This window comes from Variovorax boronicumulans (genome assembly GCF_029892485.1).
In the GTDB taxonomy this organism is placed as follows: Bacteria; Pseudomonadota; Gammaproteobacteria; order Burkholderiales; family Burkholderiaceae_C; genus Variovorax; species Variovorax boronicumulans_B.
Genome location: NZ_JARXVG010000007.1, coordinates 19,973 through 39,489 on the forward strand (window position 1 = coordinate 19,973; position 19,517 = coordinate 39,489).

16 protein-coding genes, 3 tRNA genes and 1 pseudogene are annotated in these 19,517 nt (G+C 66.6%); 1 reads left to right on the forward strand and 19 read right to left on the reverse strand.

Annotated elements, in window-relative coordinates; translation table 11 throughout:
* Nucleotides 1–17: 17 nt before the first annotated feature.
* The gene (locus M2282_RS17510) at nt 18–602 is read right to left on the reverse strand and encodes a BPSL1445 family SYLF domain-containing lipoprotein (RefSeq protein WP_280810060.1); all 585 of its coding nucleotides are present in this window, start codon (nt 600–602) and stop codon (nt 18–20) included.
* 290 nt (nt 603–892) lie between these two features.
* Between M2282_RS17510 and M2282_RS17515 the strand changes: the two genes are divergently transcribed.
* Nucleotides 893–1,780: a LysR family transcriptional regulator gene (locus M2282_RS17515; protein WP_280810061.1), complete on the forward strand. Its 888-nt coding sequence runs from the start codon at nt 893–895 to the stop codon at nt 1,778–1,780.
* 15 nt (nt 1,781–1,795) lie between these two features.
* Here the strand turns inward: M2282_RS17515 and M2282_RS17520 are convergent, their stop codons facing one another.
* The 18 genes and pseudogenes from M2282_RS17520 to folC all read right to left on the reverse strand — a co-directional run bounded on the left by M2282_RS17520 (nt 1,796) and on the right by folC (nt 19,500).
* Nucleotides 1,796–2,695, reverse strand: a complete 900-nt coding sequence (locus tag M2282_RS17520) for an NAD(P)-dependent oxidoreductase (RefSeq protein ID WP_280810062.1) — start codon at nt 2,693–2,695, stop codon at nt 1,796–1,798.
* An 8-nt stretch (nt 2,696–2,703) separates the two neighbouring features.
* Nucleotides 2,704–4,155: an aldehyde dehydrogenase family protein gene (locus M2282_RS17525; protein WP_280810063.1), complete on the reverse strand. Its 1,452-nt coding sequence runs from the start codon at nt 4,153–4,155 to the stop codon at nt 2,704–2,706.
* A 22-nt stretch (nt 4,156–4,177) separates the two neighbouring features.
* Nucleotides 4,178–5,577, reverse strand: a pseudogene (locus M2282_RS17530) (amidase).
* Between the two features lie 4 nt (nt 5,578–5,581).
* The gene (locus M2282_RS17535; RefSeq protein WP_280810064.1) at nt 5,582–7,075 is read right to left on the reverse strand and encodes an ABC transporter substrate-binding protein; all 1,494 of its coding nucleotides are present in this window, start codon (nt 7,073–7,075) and stop codon (nt 5,582–5,584) included.
* A 40-nt stretch (nt 7,076–7,115) separates the two neighbouring features.
* The gene (locus M2282_RS17540) at nt 7,116–7,928 is read right to left on the reverse strand and encodes an ATP-binding cassette domain-containing protein (RefSeq protein ID WP_280810065.1); all 813 of its coding nucleotides are present in this window, start codon (nt 7,926–7,928) and stop codon (nt 7,116–7,118) included.
* A complete protein-coding gene (locus tag M2282_RS17545) occupies nt 7,925–8,914 on the reverse strand; it encodes an ABC transporter ATP-binding protein (protein ID WP_280810066.1) in 990 nt (329 codons plus the stop codon). Before M2282_RS17545 ends, M2282_RS17540 begins: the two co-directional genes overlap by 4 nt.
* A 3-nt stretch (nt 8,915–8,917) precedes the next feature.
* Nucleotides 8,918–9,793 carry an ABC transporter permease gene (locus M2282_RS17550; protein WP_280810067.1) on the reverse strand — a complete coding sequence of 292 codons (876 nt, stop codon included), beginning with the start codon at nt 9,791–9,793 and terminating at the stop codon, nt 8,918–8,920.
* Nucleotides 9,790–10,740 carry an ABC transporter permease gene (locus M2282_RS17555; protein WP_280810068.1) on the reverse strand — a complete coding sequence of 317 codons (951 nt, stop codon included), beginning with the start codon at nt 10,738–10,740 and terminating at the stop codon, nt 9,790–9,792. The genes M2282_RS17550 and M2282_RS17555 overlap by 4 nt, the downstream gene beginning before the upstream one ends.
* Nucleotides 10,741–10,772: 32 nt before the next feature.
* On the reverse strand, nt 10,773–11,855 hold the full coding sequence (locus M2282_RS17560; RefSeq protein WP_280810069.1) for a tartrate dehydrogenase: 1,083 nt from the start codon (nt 11,853–11,855) through the stop codon (nt 10,773–10,775).
* Between the two features lie 310 nt (nt 11,856–12,165).
* Nucleotides 12,166–12,242 (reverse strand) — tRNA-Asp (locus M2282_RS17565).
* Between the two features lie 69 nt (nt 12,243–12,311).
* A tRNA-Glu gene (locus tag M2282_RS17570) sits at nt 12,312–12,387 on the reverse strand.
* Between the two features lie 55 nt (nt 12,388–12,442).
* Nucleotides 12,443–12,518 (reverse strand) — tRNA-Ala (locus M2282_RS17575).
* Between the two features lie 71 nt (nt 12,519–12,589).
* Nucleotides 12,590–13,981 (reverse strand): glutamate--tRNA ligase, encoded by a 1,392-nt coding sequence (gene gltX, locus M2282_RS17580; RefSeq protein ID WP_280810070.1) that lies wholly within the window; start codon nt 13,979–13,981, stop codon nt 12,590–12,592.
* Nucleotides 13,982–13,990: 9 nt separating this feature from the next.
* Nucleotides 13,991–15,211, reverse strand: coding sequence for an O-succinylhomoserine sulfhydrylase (locus M2282_RS17585; RefSeq protein WP_280810071.1), 1,221 nt, complete (start codon nt 15,209–15,211; stop codon nt 13,991–13,993).
* Between the two features lie 8 nt (nt 15,212–15,219).
* Nucleotides 15,220–16,725 (reverse strand): amidophosphoribosyltransferase, encoded by a 1,506-nt coding sequence (gene purF, locus M2282_RS17590; RefSeq protein WP_280810072.1) that lies wholly within the window; start codon nt 16,723–16,725, stop codon nt 15,220–15,222.
* An 11-nt stretch (nt 16,726–16,736) separates the two neighbouring features.
* Complete coding sequence (locus M2282_RS17595; protein ID WP_280810073.1) at nt 16,737–17,222, reverse strand: CvpA family protein; 486 nt, start codon at nt 17,220–17,222, stop codon at nt 16,737–16,739.
* 18 nt (nt 17,223–17,240) lie between these two features.
* Nucleotides 17,241–18,131, reverse strand: coding sequence for an SPOR domain-containing protein (locus M2282_RS17600; RefSeq protein WP_280810074.1), 891 nt, complete (start codon nt 18,129–18,131; stop codon nt 17,241–17,243).
* 61 nt (nt 18,132–18,192) lie between these two features.
* Nucleotides 18,193–19,500 carry a bifunctional tetrahydrofolate synthase/dihydrofolate synthase gene (gene folC, locus M2282_RS17605; protein ID WP_280810075.1) on the reverse strand — a complete coding sequence of 436 codons (1,308 nt, stop codon included), beginning with the start codon at nt 19,498–19,500 and terminating at the stop codon, nt 18,193–18,195.
* Between the last annotated feature and the right edge of the window lie 17 nt (nt 19,501–19,517).

The following is a 19,517-nucleotide window of genomic DNA, read 5'->3' on the forward strand; positions in this document are numbered from 1 at the left end:
GCCCCGCGTCGCTCGCCTTACAGCTGGATCTCGGTGATCTTCGCGCCGGACAGCGAGACCCCGGCTTCCAGGCCCACATTGGTCAGCACGAAACCGACCACCGGCTGCCGGATCGTGTTGGTGTCTACATTGCCGTTGGCGCCGATGGTGGCCAGCGCCACCGTGGCATCCGCGCCGGCCGTCCAGCCCCTGCTGTTGCGGAACTTGTCGAGCGCCGCCTGCGTGGTGAACAGGTAGATCACGGCCTTCGACTGCGCACCGGCCTGGAAGCCCACCGAGCCCGCGGTGGTGCTGTAGTAGGACTGCGTGCGGCCATTCACGCGCAACGCGCCGCGCCCGTATTCGGCACCGACGCCAAGGCTGGCCCCGACCACCGCCGGGAACACCAGCACGCCGCTCGACTTGGCCACCAGTTCGCGCGAGCCCTTCACCGAGTCATACAGCTTGGACAACGATGCATCGACCTGCGCGTCGATGGACGTGCGCGAGGTCGCGTTGCTGCCCTGGGCCTGCGGACGCGTCGTGGTGCATCCGACGAAGGCAAGGCTGCACGCTGCAACGACAGACGAGAGCGCGAGGGTGCGGAGGTTCATGGTGTTCATGATGGATTTCTTTGCAAAAAGAACATGGATCGACAGGAAAGCTCTCTGCCTGCAGCGGCAGATCGCGCCATGCTAAGGCGGCAAAAACACGAAAAATCCGGCGTGGGAATACCGCCTACGCGAAGTCAGGCAGCGCACCTGCGAGGCGGTTCGCAGTGGGAGAAATCCGGCCGCCGCATGTAGACTGATTCGATGCCCCCCGAACCCGTACCCGCCCGCGGAACAACGCCGCGCTGCAGCTTGCAGACTGCCTCGCCAGCCGGGTTCATCGTCCTGCGCTGAACGGATTCATGCGGCCCGACCTCGACTCCCTCGCGCTCTTTTTGAGCGCCCTCGAATCCGGCAGCCTGTCGAAGGCGGCCGAGGAACATCACCTCGTGCTGTCGGCCGCAAGCCGGCGCATCCGCATGCTCGAGACCGAGTTCGGCGTGCCGCTCTTCCAGCGCACGTCCAAGGGCGTGACGGTGACCGGCGCGGGCGAGTCGCTGGCCATCCATGCCAGGCTGATCCTGCGCGACGTCGACCGCATGCGGGCCGATCTCTCGGACTACGCGCAGGGCGCCACCGGCCGCGTGCGGCTGCAGGCCAATGCATCGGCCATGGGGCAGTTCCTGCCCGACGACGTGGCGAGCTTCCGCAGGAGCTATCCGGAAATCCGCGTCGACGTGGAAGAGCACCGCAGCGTGTGGATCGTGCAAGCCATCCGCGACAAGCATGCCGATGTCGGCGTGATCACCGGCGAGACCGCGGACACCACGCTCAACTTCATTCCGTACCGCATGGACAGGCTGGTGGCCATCGTCCACAACAAGCACCCGTACCGCAACCGCGAGGTGTCTTTCGCGGAACTGCTCGACTTCGATTTCGTGGGCCTCGAGAACGACTCGGCCATCGCCCGCACCATCGAAGATGCGGCGGTCGCCGCGCGCAAGGTGCTGCGCCTGCGCGTGAAGGTCAAGAGCTTCGAGGCGGTGTGCCGGATGATCGAGGCCGGCATGGGCGTCGGCATCCTGCCCGAGGGCGCGGCGGCCACCTACCGCAAGGAGATGGGCCTGCGCTTCCTGAATCTTTCCGACACGTGGGCATCGCGCCGCATGTACATCTGCACGCGGCAGGAGACGCTGACCTTTCCGCAGCGCCGCCTGGTCGATCACCTGCTCTCGCGCTACGTGCCGTAGCGCAAGAGAGCGCTCTTACTTCTTCAGCGCTTCCACCAGGTCGAGCACCATGCGGTCGGGGCCGAAGGTGTCGATGCCGTGGGTCAGCAGCTTCTCGACGGCCTGCGCGATGCCATGGCTGGCAGACGACTGCTGCGCCATGTCGTTGTAGTAGCCCAGGTCCTTCTTGGCGTTCGCCATCGAGAACTTCAGCGAATCGGTGCTGCCCGTCAGCAGCTTCGGTTTGACGCGTTCCAGCGCCACGCCATTGCCGCCGCCCTTGGCGAGCACATCGACGAACACATCGGGTGCCACGCCCGCGCGCTCTGCGCAGGCAGCCGCTTCGCACAGCAGCGCGACGGTGCCCAGCGACACGAAGTTGTGCAAGAGCTTCATCGCATGGCCCGCGCCAATGCCGCCGACGTGCGTGATGTTCTCGGCAAAGCAACGCAGCAGCGGCAGGCACGAGGCCAGCACCTCGGCATCGCCGCCGACCAGCAGGTTGAGCCGGCCTTCGGCGGCCTCCTTGGCGGTGCGCGTCATCGGCGCATCGAGGAACCTGCCGCCCTTGGCCAGCACCGCTTGTGCGACCTTGGTGGTGGAGTCGGGCACGGCGGTCGAGCAATCGATCACCACGGTGCCGGGCCGCAGGCTGGTGAGCGCGCCCTTGTCACCGAGCATCACAGCCTCGACCTGCGGCGTGCCGGTGACGCAGAGGATCAGCACATCGACTTCCGAGGCCAGTGCCGTCACATCGGAAACCGCCGTGGCGCCGGCCGCGAGCAGCGCGTCGACGGGCTGGTTGCCGGGGTGATCGAGGATGGTCAGCTTGTGGCCGTGCTTGACGATGTTCTGCGCGATGCCGCTGCCCATCAAGCCGACGCCGACCAGGCCGACGCGGCTGGGCGCTTGTGCTTCTTGTGCGTTCGTGTTCATGGGTTCATTCATCCGTGTTTGATGGCGATGGTCTTGAGGGTCGTGAAGCCTAGCAGGGCTTCGAAACCCTTCTCGCGGCCGAAGCCACTCGACTTGACGCCGCCGAACGGCAACTCGACGCCGCCCGCCGCGCCGTAGTTGTTGATGAAGACCTGGCCACAGTGCAGCTTGTTCGCCACGCGCAGTTGCCGGGCGCCGTCGCGGGTCCAGATGCCGGCCACCAAGCCGAAGTCGGTGCCGTTGGCCAGCTTGATCGCCTCGGCCTCGTCGGCGAAGGGCATCACGGCCAGCACGGGGCCGAAGACTTCGCGCTGCGCGAGCTCGCTGTCGGCGGGCACGTCGCGGAACAGCACGGCCTCCTGGTAGTAGCCGCTGGCCGATGCGTTCGGCGACACCGTGCCGCGCGCCGCCACCTTCAGACCGTTGGCCTCGGCGGTCGCGACCATGTCGCGCACCTGGCGGAACTGCTTCTCGTTGATGAGCGGGCCCATGTCGAGGTCGTCGGCCGGCGGGCCCGAGCGCACAGCCGAGAAGCGCTCGGCCAACCGCTTCACCACCTCTTCGTACACCGACTGCTCGACCAGTACGCGGCTTCCGGCCGAACAGGTCTGGCCGGCGTTCTGGATGATCGCGTTCAGCAGCACGGGCACGGCCGCATCCAAGTCCGCATCGGCGAACACGAGTTGCGGCGACTTGCCACCCAGCTCCAGCGTGACGGGGCAATGCCGCTCGGCCGCAGCGAGGCCGACGCTGCGGCCGGTGACGGTCGAACCCGTGAACGAGATGTGATCGATGCCCGGATGCGCACACAGCGCCGCGCCCGCTTCCTTGCCATAGCCCGTCACCACGTTCAACGCACCGGCGGGAAAGCCCACCTCGGTCGCGATCTCCGCGAGGCGCAGCAGCGAGAGGCTCGCGTCCTCGGCCGGCTTGACCACGCAGGCGTTGCCCGCCGCGAGCGATGCGCCCACGCTGCGGCCCGCGATCTGCATCGGGTAGTTCCAGGGAATGATGTGCCCGGTCACGCCGTGCGGCATGCGCACGGTCAGCACCGTGTAGCCGCGCTCGTAGGGCAGCGTGTCGCCGTGCAGCTTGTCGCAGGCGCCGGCGTAGTACTCGAAGTAGCGCGCGAGCGCCGTGGCGTCGTTGCGTGCCACGCGCAGCGCCTTTCCGGTGTCTCGGGCTTCGAGCTGTGCGAGCTCCTCGTGGTGCTGCATCACCGTGGCGCCGAGTTTCGCGAGCAGGCGGCCGCGTTCGAGCGCAGTCATCGCGCCCCAGGGGCCGTCGAAGTTCTCGCCCATGGCGCGGCGGGCCGCACGGACCGCGGCGTCCACATCCGCAGCGTTGCCGCGTGCGATCTCGCCGAAGCGCTGGCCGTCGCTCGGGTCAATCACGGCGATGGTCTCCAGGCCCCGCGAGGCCACGCGTTCGCCGTCGATGTAGTGGGTGGCTGCTGTCATCTGGTCTCTCTTTGGATGGTGTTCACTGGGGTTCGGGCCAGGGCTTCTGCGCATCGCGGATCAGCTCGAAGGCACGGCTGAACTGCAGCACGCCCAAGTCGTCGAAACGCCGTCCCGCCACCTGCAGGCCGATGGGCAGGCCCGCATCGGAGTAGCCGCAGTTGACCGACGAGGCCGGCTGCTCCGACATGTTGTAGGGCACCGTGAAGCCGATGTGCTCCAGCGAGCGCAGCGGGTCGTTCGTCGGGGAGGCGTGCTCCGCAGGCGCGGGCATGTTCGGCGACACCGGTGAGATCACGAAGTCGAAGCGCACGGTCGCCGCGATGGTGGCGGCGCGCGTGGCGACGAACTGGCTGTAGGCGTCGAAGATGTGCTCGCCCGAAAAGCCCGCCGCGCTTTCGGCCCAGGTGTCGATGTAGGGCAGCATCTTCGCGCGGCGCTCGGGCGCCATGGCGCGCAGGTCGGTCAACGAGCGCATGCGCCAGAAGTGGTCCATGCCCTGCAGCATCTTCGGCGTCATGAAGGGCTTCATGTCCTCGACGTGTGCGCCGGCTGCTTCGATCTTCTTCGCGGCATTGAGCACCGCATCGCGGATCTGCGGATCGAGCGGCAGGCCGCAGCCCGCGTCCATCAGGAGGCCTACGCGCTTGCCCGCGAGGAAGGAGGCATCGACGTCGAAGGCCAGCCAGTCGATGACGGGCGGCGGGAGCTCGGAGTAGTCGCGGCTGTCCGGCTGCGCGACGGACTGCATCATCAGCGCAGCGTCTTCCACGGTGCGTGTCATCGGTCCGGCGCAGCGGCCCATGTAGGGCGTGCTCAGCGGAATGCGGCCGAAGCTGGGCTTGAGCGTGAAGATGCCGCACCAGCTCGCCGGCAGGCGCAGCGATCCGCCGATGTCGGTGCCCGCATGCAGCGGACCGTAGCCCGCGGCAGCGGCCGCACCTGCCCCCGCGCTGGATCCGCCGGGCGTGCGCGACAGGTCCCACGGATTGCGCGAGAGTTCATGAAAGGTCGAGAGGCCGGACGACAGCATGCCGACGTCGGGCATCGTGGTCTTGGCGACGAGCACGGTGCCGTCTTCCTTGAGGCGCGCGGCCGGCGGGGAATCCTCCGGCACCGGCACGAGGTCGTAGGCCGCGGTGCCCAGCGGCATCGGGTCGCCGGCCGTCGCGAGGTTGTCCTTGATGGTCACGGGCACGCCATCGAGCGCGCCGCGCGGCGCGCCGGCCAGCCAGCGCGCTTCCGACGCGCGCGCCTGTTCCAGCGCGAACTCGGGGCGGAAGAGCCAGGTCGCATGCAGCTTCGGCTCCAGCGCCTCGATACGCGCATTGACCGCGCGGGTCACCTCGACCGGCGAGAGCTCCTTGTGCGGTAGGCCGCGACCATCTCGGCCGCACTCAGCGAATACAAAGGCTTGGTCATCGCATCAGCTCCAGGAAATGGCGACCAGATCGTTCACCACGATCGGCATGCTGGCCCACAGGCCCTTGACCTCCTTGCGCGCGATGGTGGGAAACACCGCCTGGTAGAGAAAACCGTTGACCGCGTCGGTCGCCAGTTGGCGCTGCGCCTCGGCCAGCAGGTCGGCGCGGCGCTTCTTGTTCTCTTCGTTCTGGATCGCGATGAACGTGTCGCGGAACTTCTTCGAGTCGTAGCCCCAGTAGTAGTCCGGCTCGGTGTACTTCACCAGGTCGAAGGGCTCGACGTGCGCGACCATCGTCAGATCGAAGTCGTGCGCGCCGCCGAAGGTGCCGCTCAGCCACTGCGCCCACTCGACGTTCTGGATCTTCACGTTGATGCCGATCTGCGCCAATTGCGCAGCGATCATCTCGCCGCCCTGCCGTGCATACGAAGGCGGCGGCAGCGTCAGGCGCAGTTCGAGCGGCGTCTTCACGCCGGCTTCGGCGAGCAGGCGCTTGGCCTTCTCGACGTCGTAGGGGTTCATCGCGGTCGTGTCGATGAAGCCCGGCGCGCCCATCGCGTAGTGGCTGCCGATGGGCTTGCCGAAGCCGTCGGCCGCGCCCTGGATGATCGTGTTGCGGTCCAGCGCCGCCAGGATCGCGCGGCGCACGCGCACGTCGTCGAGCGGCTTCTTGCGGTTGTTGATGGTGAGGATCACCTTGCCGCGCGTGCCGACCTCCAGCACCTGGAAGCGCGGGTTGCCCTTGAACTGCGCCACCGAACGGGTGCCGGCGCGCGGGAAGATGTCGATGTCGTTCGCCATCAGCGCCGCGGTCTGTGCGGCGGTGTCGGACATGAAGCGGAAGACGAACTTCTCCACCTTCGCGAGATTCGGGTCGCGGTAGGTCGGCGACTTCACCAGCGTGCACGAGGCGCCGCGCTGCCATGCGGCCAGCTTGTACGGGCCGGTGCCCACGGGCGCGGTCGCGTTGGTCTCGGCGCTCTTGGGCTCGACGATGCAGGCGGTGGACTGGCCCAGCATGAACGGCAGGTCAGGGTTCGACAGCGCGCTGTTGACGCCCACCGTGTACTCGTCGAGCACCACGGTGCCGATCTCGCTGAAGAAGCGCTTGTCCTTGTTCGTGCTCTTGGCGCCGCCCGCGCGGTCGAACGAGAACTTGACCGTGCCGGCGTTGAAGGGCTGCCCGTTCTCGAAGCGTACGCCGCGGCGCAGCTTGAAGACGAAGGTCTTCATGTCGGGCGACGACGACCAGCTCTCGGCGAGCATCGGCGTGACCGAGCCGTCGGCGTTGACCTTGGTGAGCGTCTCGAAGATGTTGTATTGCGTGATCTCGGCAATCGCCGACGCAGCGCCCGCGGTCGGGTCCAGGCCCGGCGGCTCCAGCGGCATGCCGATGCTCAGCATGTTCTTGCCGGTCTGCGCCTGCGCCAGCGGGAGGAAGGCGCCTGGGATTACCGCGGCCATGGCGGTGCCCATGAGGGTGCGTCGCTTCAACATTCGATATCTCCTGGAAGTAAGGGATCTGACGCCCGGCGGCCTAACCCGCGGGTGTCTGCAGAACGGCGGACAGCAAGGTCCGCGTGTAGGGGTGCTGCGCATGGCGGAACAGGTGGCCCGGTGCGCCCTGCTCCACGATCTGGCCCTTGAAGACCACGGCGACGTCGTCGCACAGGTGGTTGACCACCGCGAGGTCGTGGCTGATCAACAGGTAGCTGATGCCGAACTGCTGCTGCAGGTCCTGCATGAGGTTGAGTACCTGGGCCTGCACGGACACATCGAGCGCGCTGACGGGTTCGTCGGCGACGATGAGCTTGGGGCGCGTGATGAGCGCGCGGGCGATGGCGATGCGCTGTCTTTGCCCACCCGAGAACTCGTGCGGGTACTTGTCCATGTCGGTGGTACGCAGGCCGACGGCGGCCAGCGATTCGGCGGCACGCTCGCGCTGTTCCTTGCGCGATGCTTCGGCCAATGCTTCGAGCGGCTCGGCGACGATGCGCGCAACGGTCTGGCGCGGATCGAGTGAGCCGTACGGGTCCTGAAAGACCATCTGGAAGTCACGGCGTGCGGTGCGCAGCTCGCTCTTGGGCAATGTGTGCAGATCACGCCCGAGCAGCTTCACGCTGCCCGAAGTCGGCGTGTCGAGCGCCATCACGAGGCGCGCGATGGTCGACTTGCCCGAACCCGATTCGCCGACGATGCCGAGGCTGCGGCCGGCTTCGACCTTGAAGCTCACGCCGTTGAGTGCCTTGACCGTCGGCGGCGGTGCAAAGAGTTTTTCACGCGGCAGGTCGTAGTGCCGCACGAGGTCGGTCACCTCCAGCAGCGGCTGGGATGTGGCGAACTTGCTCATGCGGGTACAGCGCTTTGCGCCGCGATTTCTTCCAGGCGAAGGCAGCGCACCGCATGGCCGCTCGGCTTCATCGCCAGTGGCGGCTTTGTCGTGTAGCACATGTCGGCCGTGAAGCTGCAACGCCCTGCGAACGCGCAGCCACGCGGCAGGTCCACCAACTCGGGCACGCTGCCGCGGATAGTGGCCAGCCGCCCCGTGCGTGGCGCTCCGAGTACCGGCCGCGCCGCGAACAAGCCGCGAGTGTAGGGATGCGCCCGCTCGGCGAACACGGCCTTCGTCGGACCGCTCTCGACCATGCTGCCGCCGTACATCACGAGCATGCGCTGCACGCTGTTGGCGATTACGCCCAGGTCGTGCGAGATCAGGATCAGCGCCATGCCCATTTCTGCGACCAGGCTCTGGATCAGGTCCAGCACCTGCTTCTGGATGGTCACGTCGAGCGCGGTGGTGGGCTCGTCGGCAATGAGCAGGTCGGGCCCGCAGGCCAGCGCCATGGCGATGCCGATGCGCTGGCGTTGTCCGCCCGAGAACTGGTGCGGATACGCATCGAGCCGCGATGCCGCATCGGGAATGCCGACGCGCTCCAATAGCCCCAGCGCTTCTTTTCGCGCCTCAGCCTTGGAGAGGCCGCGGTGCAGCCGCAGCGGCTCGCCGACCTGGCGTGCGATGGTGTGCACCGGATTCAGCGCCGTCATCGGCTCCTGGAAGATCATGCCGATGCGGTTGCCGCGAATGCCGCACATCGCCTTCTCGGGCAGGCCGACGAGCTCTTGCCCATCGAGGCGGATGCTGCCGCCGACCTTCGCGGTCGAGGGCAACAGGCCCATGAGCGACATCACCGTGATCGACTTGCCGCAGCCCGACTCACCCACGATGCCCAGCGTTTCGCCGCGCTCCAGCGAAAAGGAAATGCCGCGCACCGCTTCGGCCGGGCCGCGCTGCGTCTGCAGGCCGATGCGCAGGTCGTTGACTTCGAGTAATGGCATGGTTCAGCGGGCTCGTGCAAGGCGCGGGTCGAGCAGGTCGCGCAGGCCGTCGCCGAGCAGGTTGAGGCCCAGCACCGCCAGCGCGATCGCCATGCCGGGGAACACCGCCAGCAGCGGCTGCTGGAACATGAGCGTCTGCGCTTCACTGAGCATGCGGCCCCACGAGGGTTGAGGGGGCTGCGTGCCCAGGCCGAGGTACGACAGCGCGGCCTCTGCAAGGATCGCGATGGCGAAGCGGATGGTGATCTGCACGATCAGCACCGCCGAAATATTCGGCAGCACATGCTGCATCGTGATCGAGAACGAACCCTTGCCACATGCGCGTGCCGCCGCGATGTACTCGCGCGACCAGATCGCGTTGGCCGAGGCGCGCGTGATGCGCGCGAAGGTGGGAATGTTGTAGATGCCGATGGCGACGATGGCGTTGACGATGCCGGCGCCGAACACCGCCGTCATCATGATCGCCGAGAGGATCGCCGGGAACGCGAGCGAGAAATCGGCGAAACGCATGATCGCTTCTTCGACCCAGCCCCGCCGCGCAGCCGCCAGCAGGCCGAGCGCCGTGCCGACCACAAGGCCGATGCCCACCGCGATCACGCCCACGAGGATAGATGCCCGAGCCCCTACGAGCAGCAGCGAGGCCACGTCGCGCCCAAAGGCGTCAGTGCCCAGCCAGTGCGCGGCCGAGGGTGCCTGCATCTTGTGGGCCATGTCCATCTCGTAGGGCGACCACGGGGTCCACACGAACGACACGAGCGCGGCCACGAGCAACAGCAGCGCGAGGATGGCGCCGATGACGAAGCTGCGGTGGTGCACCGCGCGGCGCCAGAAGCCTGGCACGGTGAGCGCGGCTGCGCTGGGGGCGGCGAGGGTGCTCATATGTCGCTCGCCTTGATGCGCGGGTCGATCACGGCGTACAGCACGTCGACCACGAAGTTCACGATGACCACGAGCGCCGCAAGCAGCATCACGCAGTTGCGCACCACGACCAGGTCGCGGTTGCTGATGGCCTGGAAGATCAATCGGCCGAGGCCCGGCAGGTAGAACACGTTCTCGATCACGATGGTGCCCGCGAGCAGTTCGGAGAACTGCATGCCCATCACGGTGATGACGGGGATCATGGCGTTGCGCAGCACGTGCAGCCACAGTACGGCGCGCTGCGACACGCCCTTGGCGCGCGCGGTGCGCACGAAGTCCTCGCGCATCACCTCGAGCACGGCCGAGCGCGTGATGCGCGCGAGGATCGCGGCCTGCACCACCGCGAGCGACAGCGCCGGCAACAACAGCGACTTCACGCCGCCGAGCACGCCCTCGCCCCACCCATCAAAGCCGCCCGCGGAGAACCACTGCAGCTTCACCGAGAACACCAGGATCAGCAGGATCGCGAACCAGAAATTCGGTATCGCGATGCCCACCTGCGTCATGCCCATGAGGCCGACGTCGCCCATCTTGTTGTGGCGCGCGGCGGCCGTCACGCCGACGATCAGCGCGAGCACGGTGGTGAGGGTCATCGCCAGCACGGCCAGCGGCACGGTGAGCGCCAGGCGCTCGAGGATGAGGTCGAGCACCGGCGAGCCGTAGGCGTAGCTGTCGCCGAGGTTGCCGGTGAGGATGCCGCCGATCCAGTGCCAGTAGCGCGTCCACGCAGGCTGGTCGAGGCCGAGCTTGGTGGCCAGGGCGGCAACGGCGTCGGGCGATGCGTCGGGGCCCATCAGCATCTGCGCCGCGTTGCCCGGAAGAATCTCCAGCACCAGGAACACGATGACCGACGCGCCGATGAGCGTGCCGATCAGCGTCAGGATGCGCTTGAGCAGGAAAAGTCCCATCTATCGGCCTCGATGCCTCATGCGGAGCCGGCTCACGCGATGCAACTGGCGATGGCGCGGCCGACGTCGACGGTGTTCGCGGTACCGCCCATGTCGCGGGTGCGCGGACCTTCGCTCAGCACGGTCTCGATGGCAGAGAGCACGGCCCCCGAGGCCTCTGCGTACACGGGATCGCCGTTGCCCAGATGGTCCAGCATCAGTGCAGCCGACCAGATCTGGCCGATGGGGTTGGCGATGCCCTTGCCCGCGATGTCGGGCGCGGAACCGTGCACCGGCTCGAACAGCGACGGGAACGCGCGCTCGGGGTTCAGGTTGGCGGAAGGCGCGATGCCGATGGTGCCGGTGCACGCCGGGCCCAGGTCGGACAGGATGTCGCCGAAGAGGTTGGAGGCCACGACCACGTCGAACCAGTCGGGGTGCTGCACGAAGTGCGCGCACAGGATGTCGATGTGGTACTTGCTCGTGGCGATGTCGGGGTAGCGCTTCGCCATCTCGGCCAGCCGCTCGTCCCAATACGGCATGGTCACCGAGATGCCGTTCGACTTGGTGGCCGCGACGAGGTTCTTGCGCGGGCGCTTGCTCGCGAGTTCGTAGGCGTACTTGAGGATGCGGTCCACACCGTGGCGCGTGAACACGGCCTCCTGGATCGCCATTTCGCGCGGCGTGCCTTCGAACAGGCGACCGCCGACCGAGGTGTACTCGCCTTCGGTGTTTTCGCGCACCACGAGGAAGTCGATGTCGCCGGGTTTGCGATGCGCGAGCGGCCCGGGCACACCGGGCATCAGGCGCACGGGGCGCAGGTTCACGTACTGGTCGAACTCGCGGCGGATCTTGATCAGCAGGCCCCACACGGCGATGTGGTCAGGCACCTTGTCGGGCGCACCGACGGCGCCGAAGTAGATGGCGTCGTGGCCCTTGATCCGGTCGTCCCAGTCGGCGGGCATCATGAGCCCGTGGCGCACGTAGTGGTCGGAGCCCCAGTCGAAGTGATCGAAGCTGAATTCGATGCCGAACTTGCGGCTCACGGCCTCAAGCACGCGAAGCCCTTCGGGCACCACTTCGACCCCGATGCCGTCACCCGGGATGACGGCGATTCTGTGTTTTGTTTGCTGCATCGGACACCTGCTACAAGACTGTTTCGCGAGCAAGTCTAGAAGCAGGAGCCGTGCCGCTGGATGGGGGTTCGCACGTACTTTGTCTTGCTTATTTCAGAAGGCTCTTTGTCGGAGTCTTAGAGACAACGCACATTCCATCTTGCGTCAAGAAGCGGCCTCACCTTCGAATTTAGCGAAGGCTTCAGCGGCGCCAAACCAGCGCTCGAATGGCTTTGGATGCGATGGGAGATCGGGATCGGCGCGCTCGATATGGGGCGGACCCGGAAAGTGAAAAGCCCCTGCAACTCATTGAATTGCAGGGGCTTCTGACTGGCGGAGTGGACGGGACTCGAACCCGCGACCCCCGGCGTGACAGGCCGGTATTCTAACCAACTGAACTACCACTCCTGGTAGACAACGTTCACTCCTTGCGGAGCCAAGTGCTGACGACTTGTGCCTGCTTCACTTGCATGAAACTGGCGACCCTACGGGGATTCGAACCCCGGTAGCCACCGTGAAAGGGTGGTGTCCTAGGCCTCTAGACGATAGGGTCAAAACCTTAGGAACCGTGCTGCGATCAGCACTTATCTTCTTCTCGACACTTTTGATGGTGGAGGTAAACGGGATCGAACCGATGACCTCTTGCATGCCATGCAAGCGCTCTCCCAGCTGAGCTATACCCCCTTTTGACCTTCAGGTTCTTCTTTTCAGAATCACCCTGTGTCGGTGTCGAGCCTCAAATTATAGACCGGTTTTCAGGCCTCTTTCAAACGCTCGATCACTTTTTCTTTAGAAAAGATGGCGAGCACTGCATCGACCGATGGCGTCTGCGGCGTTCCCATCACGAGCACACGCACCGGCATTGCCAAAGCGGGCATCTTCAGCGAATGCGCGGCCAGGGTTTCCTTGATGGCCGCAGCGATCGCTGCCTTGTCCCACGTCGAGAGGGTTGCGAGTTTATCTGCAAGCGTGGCGATGGCCGGCTTCACCGCATCGCTGAGATGCTGCGCGCGGTCCGCCTCGCTCGGGCTGACATCGGCATAGAAAGCCGCAGCCCAATCGGCCAGCGCGACCGTGGTTTCACAGCGGTCCTTGAAGAGCGCGCAGATCGCGACGAGCCGATCGTCGGCCTCGATGCCGCGCTTCTTCAGCTGCGCGGCCACCAGCGGTGCGAGTTGCGCATCGGCCTTGGCCTTGATGTACTGCGCGTTGACCCACGCAAGCTTCGCCGCGTCCCATTGCGCCGGGCTCTTGGAAAGGTGTGAACCGTCGAACCAGCTCACCATCTGCGCGCTCGTGAAGAGCTCGTCGTCGCCATGGCTCCAGCCCAGGCGCGCGAGGTAGTTCAGCATCGCCTCGGGCAGATAGCCGTTGTCTTCGTAGGCGGTGACGCTCACCGCGCCGCGGCGCTTCGAGAGCTTCTGCCCGTCGTCGCCCAGGATCACCGGCACGTGGCCGAACTGGGGCAGCGGTGCGCCTAGGGCGCGGAAGATGTTGATCTGCCACGGCGTGTTGTTGATGTGCTCGTCGCCGCGGAACACGTGCGTGATGTTCATGTCCCAATCGTCGACCACCACCGCAAAGTTGTAGGTGGGCACACCGTCGGGCCGCAGGATGATCAAGTCGTCGATCTCGCGGTTGTTGATGGTGATCTCGCCCTTCACCAAGTCGTTCCAGGTCACGTCGCCTTCGGGCGGATTGCAGAAGCGCACCACCGGCGGCACGCCTTCGGGCACGGGCGGCAGCACCTTGCCCGGCTCGGGGCGCCAGCGGCGGTCGTACAGCGTCTTCTCGCCGCGCGCGCGTTGCGCTTCGCGCATCTCTTCGAGCTCGGCTGGCGTGCAGTAGCAGTGGTAGGCCGTGCCCGCAGCAAGCATCTGCGCGATGACTTCGCGGTAGCGCTCCAGACGCTGCATCTGGTAGATCGGGCCTTCGTCGTAGTCCAGGCCGAGCCAGTGCATCGAGGCGAGGATCTGGTCGGTCGAGTCCTGCGTGGAGCGGGCCACGTCGGTGTCCTCGATGCGCAGCACGAACTCGCCGCCATGGTGACGCGCGTAGGCCCACGAATAGAGCGCGGTGCGGGCCGTGCCCAGGTGAAGGAAGCCGGTGGGAGACGGAGCGATGCGGGTGCGAACTTTGCCGGTCATGAAATCGATTCAGGTATTCAGTGTGCTCAGGCCGCGCGAAAGGTCGGCCGTGATGTCGTCGATGTACTCCAGGCCGACCGCCAGGCGGATCAACCCCTGGCTGATGCCTGCCGCCTGGCGCTGCACTTCGGTGAGGCGGCCGTGCGAGGTCGTGCCGGGGTGCGTGATGATGGTCTTGGTGTCGCCCAGATTGGTGGCGATGCTCACCACGCGCGTGCTGTTGATCACGTGGAAGGCATTGGCGCGCGCGGCTTCCGGATCGTCGCCGACCACGTCGAACGACACCACCGCCCCGCCCTGCCCCGACTGTTGGCGCATCGCCAGTTCGTGCTGCCCATGCGATGCGAGACCGGGGTAATAGACGCGTGCAATGCCGGGCTGCTTTTCGAGCCACTGCGCCACGGCCAGCGCATTCGCGCACTGCGCCTTCATCCGGATGCCGAGCGTTTCCAGGCCCTTGAGCACGACCCACGCGTTGAACGGCGACAGTGCCATGCCGGCCGTGCGGACCACCGGTCCGAACACGTCGACGATGAGCTTCGACGGACCGCAGATCGCGCCGGCCATCACGCGGCCCTGGCCATCCAGATACTTCGTGCCCGAATGGATGACGAGGTCCGCGCCCAGTTCGACCGGCCGCTGCAGCACAGGCGTGCAGAAGCAGTTGTCGACCGCGAGCAGCGCGCCCGCACCGTGCGCCAAGTCGGCGAGCGCCTTGATGTCGCAGACTTCCGTGAGCGGATTGGTCGGCGTCTCGGCGAACAGCAGCCTGGTGTTCGGCTTGATCGCCGCGCGCCACTCGGCCACGTCGGTCTGCGAGACGAAGGTGGTCTCCACGCCGAACTTGGCGAACTCCTTGCCGAACAGGTTCAGCGTGGAGCCGAACACCGAGCGCGAGCAGATCACGTGGTCACCGGCCTTCAGCAGGCCCATGCACATCATGAGGATCGCGCCCATGCCGGTGGACGCGCCGATGGCGGCTTCGGTGCCTTCGAGCGCTGCCAGGCGTTGCTCGAAGCTGGTCACCGTCGGATTGGAAGTGCGCGAGTAGGTAAAGCCCTGCTCGGTGCCGGCAAAGCGGCGTGCCGAGGTTTCGGCGTCGGGCTGCACGAAGCCGCTGGTCAGGAACAGCGCTTCGGAATGCTCGCCGTGCTGGCTGGGCGCCAGCCCGGTGCGCAGCGCGAGCGTGTCGCGGTGCAGTCCGGGCGGCAGGGTTCGTTCGTCGGTCACTTCAGCTCTCACTCGCTGTGATTGGGGAGCGCGAGGCGCGAAGAATCTTCTTCGGTCTCTTCGATGCGGGGGCGGTTGCCGTTCATGCGCGAGATCGCATCGGTGTCGATGTCGCCGGTCACGTACACGCCGTCGAAGCACGAGGCATCGAAGCCGTCGAGCTTGGGGTTGAGCGAGCCGATGGCGCGCTTCATGGCATCGACGTCCTGGTAGATGAGCGCGTCGCAGCCGATCAGCTCGCGGATCTCTTCGACGGTGCGGTCGTGCGCGACCAGCTCGTCCTTGGTCGGCATGTCGATGCCGTAGACGTTGGGATAGCGCACCGGCGGCGCGGCGCTGGCAAGGTAGACCTTGCGGGCACCGGCATCGCGCGCCATCTGCACGATCTCGCGGCTGGTGGTGCCGCGCACGATGGAGTCGTCGACCAGCAGCACATTGCGGCCCTTGAACTCGCTCGCGATCACGTTGAGCTTCTGGCGCACCGACTTCTTGCGCACGCCCTGCCCCGGCATGATGAAGGTGCGGCCCACGTAGCGGTTCTTCACGAAGCCTTCGCGGTACGGCACGCCCAGCAGGTGGGCGAGCTGCGTGGCGCTCGGGCGGCTCGATTCGGGGATCGGGATGATCACGTCGATCTGGTTCGGCGGCACCGTGGAGACCACGCGCTTGGCCAGCGTCTCGCCCAGGTTCAGGCGCGCCTGGTAGACCGAGATGCCGTCGAGCACCGAGTCGGGACGCGCCAGATACACGAATTCGAAGATGCACGGGTTCAGCGTGGGCGCCTCGGCGCATTGCATCGAATGGACCTTGCCTTCCAGGTCGATGAACACCGCTTCGCCGGGGTTGATGTTGCGTTCGAACACATGGCCCGAGCCTTCGAGCGCAACCGATTCGCTGGCCACCATGACGGTGCCGTCCTTCTCGTTGCGGCCCATGCACAGCGGGCGGATGCCGTAAGGATCGCGGAAGGCGAGCAGGCCGTGGCCGGCGATCAGCGACACCACGGCATACGAGCCGCGCAGGCGCTTGTGCATGTTCTTGACCGCGGCGAACACTTCGGCCGGATGCAGCGGCACGCCGCGCGACGAGCGTTCCAGCTCGTGCGCCAGCACGTTGAGCAGCACTTCGGAGTCGCTCTCGGTGTTGGTGTGGCGGTGGTCGGTGGAGAACAGCTCCGAGCGCAGCGCGTGTGCGTTGGTCAGGTTGCCGTTGTGCACCAGCACGATGCCGAAGGGCGCGTTCACGTAGAAAGGCTGCGCTTCTTCCTCGCTGTAGGCGTTGCCGGCGGTCGGGTAGCGGACCTGGCCCAGGCCCACGTTGCCCGGCAGCGCGCGCATGTTGCGGGTGCGGAACACGTCGCGCACCATGCCCTTGGCCTTGTGCATGAAGAACTTGCGTTCCAGCAGGGTGACGATGCCGGCCGCATCCTGGCCGCGGTGCTGCAGGAGCAGCAGCGCGTCATAGAGCAACTGGTTGACGGGTGCGTTGCTGACAACGCCGACGATTCCACACATGAGCGATTCCTTCAGGGCAGGTAGCTTGCCAACTTTTCAGGCAGCGCGGGTTTCAGGCCCTGCAATGCCGCATCGAGAACACCGGCACTGAGCGAGTCGCGCCACCAGGCACTGTCGCTCAACACCAGCAAATGAACAAAGACTGCCAGCACGAGCAGGGCCACTGCACCCCGCGCCGCACCGAAAGCAGCTCCCAAAATCCGGTCCACGGGCCTGAGGCCCACGACGGTGATCAGCTTGCGCGTGAGCGCTGCCACGAGCCCCACGCCGAATGCCACTCCCACGAACACCAGCACGAAGGCCAATGGATAACGCCACGTCGCCTGCGGCTCGCCGAACGGCAGCCACGCCGCCACATCGGAAGCCAGCCACTGGGCGGCGATGAAAGCAGCCACCCAGCCCACCAGCGAAATCACTTCGAACACCAGGCCCCGCATGAGGCCGAACAGCATCGACACCACGATCAGCGTGACGGCGATCCAGTCGAGCAGGGCCACGGCAGCAGGCGCCTGCGCTTACAACGTGAGGATCGCGGCCGACAAAGACAAGCCCTTGACCTTCTCCGCCGCCTTGTCCGCTTCGGCACGCGAAGCGAACGGGCCGACACGCACACGCGTGCGTTCACCGTCGGCCGTCTTGGCCACGTGGACGTAGGTCTTCAGGCCCGCCCGCTCCAGCTTCTGGCGGACTTCGCGCGCCTTGTCGGCATCGGCGAATGCGCCGACCTGCACGATGAACCGGCCCCCAGCTTCGTCGGCGGGCTTTGGCGTTGCGGCGGCAGCGGTCAACGGCTTGCCTTCGAGCAGCGCACGGGCGCGGGCGCCGTCGTCCGCCGAACTGGCGGGCTTGGGTTCCGACTTTGGCTTGGCCTCCGGTTTGGGTTCCGGCTTGGGTTTGGGCTCCGGCTTGGCTTCAGGCTTGGGTTCCGGCTTTGGCTTTGCCTCTGGTTTCGGCTCGGGCTTGGGTTCCGGCTTCGGTTTGGGCTCGGCGGCGGGCGACGTGCTGGCCACCGGTTTGCCAGAGTCGATCACGGTGCCGTCGGCGGTCTCGGTGATCATGCCGCCCGAGGTCGACGCCGACGACGCTACGCGCGAGGCGCCATCGGAGGTGGCCGGCGCGTTGCTGCTCGTCGAAGGTGCCGTTGCCGGTGCGGCGGGCACGGGCAGCGGCTTGACCTTGTTGCGGTCCGGAATCTCGATCGGGATGTCGACCGACACGGGCCGCGGCTGGGTGTCGAACAGCAGCGGGAAGCCGATCACGCCCACCAGCACCAGCACCGCCGCGCCCAACAATCGATGGCGCGCGCGCCTGCGCATGGTTTCGACACTTTCCGCCGGGACGGCTGCCGGGGCGCTGCGTCCTTCGTTGCCTTGTGGGCCGCGCGTGCGGAACTTGAAAAACGCCATGAAGTTCGATCCCTGAAGGAGTGCAGCGAGGTGGTGGCAGATGGTGCGGAGGACCCGGTGGTCAGCCGCCTGGCAACAGGTGTTTGGCTTGCAGCCGGGGGGTGCCGTTTTCGAGCACGCCACCCACGGTGAAGAACGATCCGAAGACCACGATTCTATCAGCGGGGTCTGCGTGCTCGATGGCTGCGCGCAACGCGTCCATGGGGCCTGCATGCACGCTGCCGGAAGCATCGGCGCGGGTGTTCTGAGCCTGCCAGGCGGCCTGCAGATCGGCGGCCTTGGCGGCGCGCGGCGTAGGTAGGTCGGTGAAGTACCACCGGTCGATCATCGGTCCGATGCGCGCGAGGATCGGCGCGAGGTCCTTGTCGGCCATGACACCGAACACGCCGTGCGTCGTCGGGAAGAAACCCATCGCATCGAGGTTCTCGGCCAGCGCGGCGACCGCGTGCGCGTTGTGCGCCACGTCGAGCACCAGCGCGGGCTCGCCCGGCACGATCTGGAAGCGGCCCGGCAGCTCGACCATCGCGAGCCCGTTGCGCACCGCCTGCGCCGTGATCGGCAACTGCGGGCGCAGCGCCTCGAGCGCCGCGAGCACGCCCGCGGCATTGATGAGCTGGTTGGCGCCGCGCAGCGCCGGATAGGCCAGCCCGCTGTAGCGCCTGCCGCGGCCCGACCAGCCCCACTGCTGCTTGTCGCCCGACACATTGAAGTCGGTCCCGAAGCGCCAGAGGTCGGCGCCGATGGCGCTCGCGTGGTCGATCACGCTCTGCGGCGGCATCGGATCGCTCACGATGGCCGGCTTGCCGGCGCGCAGGATGCCGGCCTTCTCGAAGCCGATGCTTTCGCGGTCGGGCCCGAGGTATTCCATGTGGTCCAGGTCGATGCTGGTGATGACCGCGCAGTCGGCATCGATGATGTTGACCGCGTCGAGCCGGCCGCCGAGGCCGACCTCCAGGATCGCCACGTCGGGCTTTTCCTCGATCATGCAGTGCAGGATGCCGAGGGTGGTGAATTCGAAGTAGGTCAGGGGCATGTCGCCGCGCGCCTTCTCCACCACTTCGAAGCTTGCTATCAGTTTGGAAGCATCGACCGATTCGCACTTCAGGCGCAGCCGCTCTTCGAAATGCACCAGATGGGGGGACGTGAACACGGCGGTGCGGTAGCCCGCATGCGTCAGGATCGACTCGAGCATGGCGCAGGTCGAGCCCTTGCCGTTGGTGCCCGCCACCGTGATGACGGGGCAGCCGAACTTCAGGCCGAGGCGCCCTTCCATCTCCTTGGCGCGGTCGAGGCCCAGTTCGATGTTCTTGGGATGGAGTTGCTCGGCGCGCGCGAGCCAGTCGTTAAGGGTTTCCATGGAGGCCGGCATTGTCGCCGACCCGCCGG